This is a genomic window from Protofrankia sp. Cas8 (assembly GCF_963555845.1).
Classification (GTDB): domain Bacteria; phylum Actinomycetota; class Actinomycetes; order Frankiales; family Frankiaceae; genus Protofrankia.
The window spans coordinates 1-2,696 of the sequence record NZ_CAUVXI010000086.1 but is presented as its reverse complement, the minus strand read 5'-3'; the positions used below and the strand labels follow the sequence as shown (position 1 = coordinate 2,696).

Sequence of the window (2,696 nt, the reverse complement as noted above, 5' to 3'; positions counted from 1 at the left end):
CTCGATCCCCAACTGCGTCCTCACCAGGGCCGACAGGCCGACGCTGCGCATAATCCAGCGCTGCGCATTAGGTGGAATTCTCTCTCCGTTGTTGGCTAACGTGGCTCTGTCAGTGCTCGACGAGCATCTGCACGACCCGTGGAAGCCCGGCGGAGCGATGTCCACCGACTATAAGCGGGGGCGCAGGCGAGAGCAAGAGCTTCCGACGTGGCGGCTGGTCCGTTACGCCGACTTATGCCGAGCTCGGCATAAGCCGACGACTGGTGCCTGATGGTCTACGGCACCAGGGCGGACGCCGAGGCCCTACGGGAGGAGATCGAGAGGGTGCTGTCCATGATGGGCCTGCGCCTGTCGCCGGACAAGACTCTCATCACCCACATCGAGACGGGCCTCGACTTTCTCGGCTGGCGCATCCAGCGTCGCCGCAAGCGAGGCGCCAACCGGTACTACGTCTATACCTATCCGGCCAAGAAAGCGCTTCAGGCCGTGATGGCGAAAGTGAAGACGTTGTGCCGGCAGGTCGGCACGAACCAGCCGCTCGATGCCCTGCTGCTCCGGCTCAACCCGGTGCTGCGGGGCTGGTGCGCCTACTTCCGACCAGGGGTGTCGTCGGCCGTCTTCGGTTACCTCAGCCACTACACGTGGCAAAGGGTCTGGGGATGGCTGTATCGCAAACACCCGCGATCTACCTGGAAGGAGATCCGACGCATCCACTGTCGCGTCGGGTCATGGCCGGCCAGCGAGGACAGGATGCTGTTCAACCCCGAGAAAGTGGGCACCACCCGCTATCGCTATCGGGGCACAGTCATCCCCACTCCCTGGCCGACCGCGGGATGAGAAGAACATGTAACCCGCCGGGATCTGTGGAGAGCCCGGTGCGCTGAAAGGCGCCCGCCGGGTTCGGGAAGCGGCTCGGGGAAACGGATCGGCCGAAAGACCGACACCGCGCCCCGGGCCGACTTCACCAAGGTTGTAGGGATCAGGTTTGGATGAGCATTCGGGCTCGTACTTGAGCAGTGCATGAGCAGTGAGCGGGGTACTTGAACATTTACGCCTCCCGGTCACTGCCTGTGATTCCCGGGGGAAGTCGCGGTTCACGAGAGTAGGCTGCCGGATCGTGCCGGTCTCCCGGACGTTTCCGATCGCAACCCGGCCGACTCCCCGCAGGCCACCGGGGCGGCCTTCACGCGACTCCCGGCGATTCGTGGAACCGTTGGCCGTGCAACTGCTGGTGGGACTGTGACAGTGGCTGGCCGGCGAGCCGGGCGGTGATGCCGGCGTTGAAGTTGGGGCATTGCGTGATGTCCTCGTGGGGGCAGCACAGCCCGTGCCTGATGGCCTCGCGGGCGGCCTGCGCCCTGGCGATCTGCTCGTCGAGTTCCGCGAGCTTGCGCTGTGCGAGCTGCCTCCAGCCAGGCGTGCCGTCGCGCGGTGCCATGAGGGCTTTCTGCTCGGCGAGGGTGAACCCCGCGTCGCTGTAGAGCAGGATGGCGGCCACGAGCCTGGCCGCCGATTCGGGGTAGCGGCGCTGCCCGGAGATCCTGACCGGCGGGGGGAGCAGGCCGAGTTCCTCGTAGTACCGCAGGGCCGAGGTGGTGACTCCCGCGCACCGTGCCAGCTCGCCGATGGTGAGCAGGCCGCCGGGCATTTTGACTTCAGGTGCACTTGAAGCCGTTGACTGCCGGCCATGGGAACACGACATGAGGGAAGCATGCCACCACGGGCAGTGAAGCGGGCAGTGATCGCGGCGGTCGAGTACGGGGTCGCGCGTGCCGGGATAGCCGCCGTGCGCGCCCTGGACCGCGACGTCATCGGCCAGGGCCATCATCCCCGAGGCGCGGCCGGAAGCGTGACCGGCTGGGTGTTCGCCCACCGCCCGTCCAACCGGCAGCGCAACCGCTGGGTGGTCTCGCTGCTCGGTGTGCAGCCCGCCGACCAGGTCCTTGAGATCGGCTTCGGTCCCGGCCTGGCGGTCGCGGAACTGGTCCGCGCCGGCGCAGATCACGTGTACGGCATCGACCATTCCGGTGTGATGCTCCGGCAGGCGTCCAGGCGCAACACTGCCGCTATCCGGGCCGGGCGGGTCACCCTGATGAGGACTTCGGTCGATCAGATTCCGCCCGCTCTCGATGGTCCCTTCGACGCCATCCTCGCCGTCAACTCCCTCGGGTTCTGGCCCGCACCGGCCGAGCGGCTCGCCGAACTGCGCCGGCGACTCGCGCCCAGCGGGCGCGTTGCCATCGCGTCCCAGCCCCGCTGCCCCGCAGCCACGGCGGACACGTCCCGCAAGGCCGCCGACGAACTCGAAGACCTGCTGAGAGACGCCGGCTTCACGCAGATGAGGACCGAGACCCTGCGCCTCAGCCCGCCGGTGGTCTGCGTCCTCGCCGCCAGCCCAGCCCCGGACACCAGTCACACACCGTAAACATGATCGCGGCACCTAATGCTCAACTACCCGAACCGGCCCTGCCCGAACATTGCTCAACTACATGCAAAGCCCCAGGTCGCGCTGCTTATATATATCCGATCCCTACACAGGTTGTAGGGTTCGGGTCTACTGGGCCTTTCGGCAGGGTAGTTGGCCAGTACGGGCCTGGGACGTGACGGCGTCCGTCAACGTGATGCTTGTCATGCGATCCCCGGATGCCACCGGAATCCCAACGCGATGGTCTCGTTGCTGGCCACGCTGTTGCAGG

At 66.6% G+C, this 2,696-nt stretch carries 3 protein-coding genes and 1 pseudogene; 3 read left to right on the top strand and 1 reads right to left on the bottom strand.

Features of this window, described 5'->3' with window-relative positions; genetic code table 11:
• Positions 1-271 (top strand): annotated as a pseudogene (locus U9977_RS13990) (hypothetical protein); the annotation flags it as partial.
• Positions 271-837, top strand: a complete 567-nt coding sequence (locus U9977_RS13985; protein ID WP_322749684.1) for a group II intron maturase-specific domain-containing protein — start codon at positions 271-273, stop codon at positions 835-837. The pseudogene U9977_RS13990 and the gene U9977_RS13985, both read left to right, overlap by 1 nt.
• Positions 838-1,183: 346 nt before the next feature.
• Here the strand turns inward: U9977_RS13985 and U9977_RS13980 are convergent, their stop codons facing one another.
• Positions 1,184-1,648, bottom strand: a complete 465-nt coding sequence (locus U9977_RS13980) for a MerR family DNA-binding transcriptional regulator (RefSeq protein ID WP_322749683.1) — start codon at positions 1,646-1,648, stop codon at positions 1,184-1,186.
• A 63-nt stretch (positions 1,649-1,711) separates the two neighbouring features.
• On the opposite strand from U9977_RS13980, the gene U9977_RS13975 reads away from it, so the two are divergent.
• Positions 1,712-2,425 (top strand): class I SAM-dependent methyltransferase, encoded by a 714-nt coding sequence (locus U9977_RS13975; protein WP_322749682.1) that lies wholly within the window; start codon positions 1,712-1,714, stop codon positions 2,423-2,425.
• The last annotated feature ends 271 nt before the right edge of the window (positions 2,426-2,696 follow it).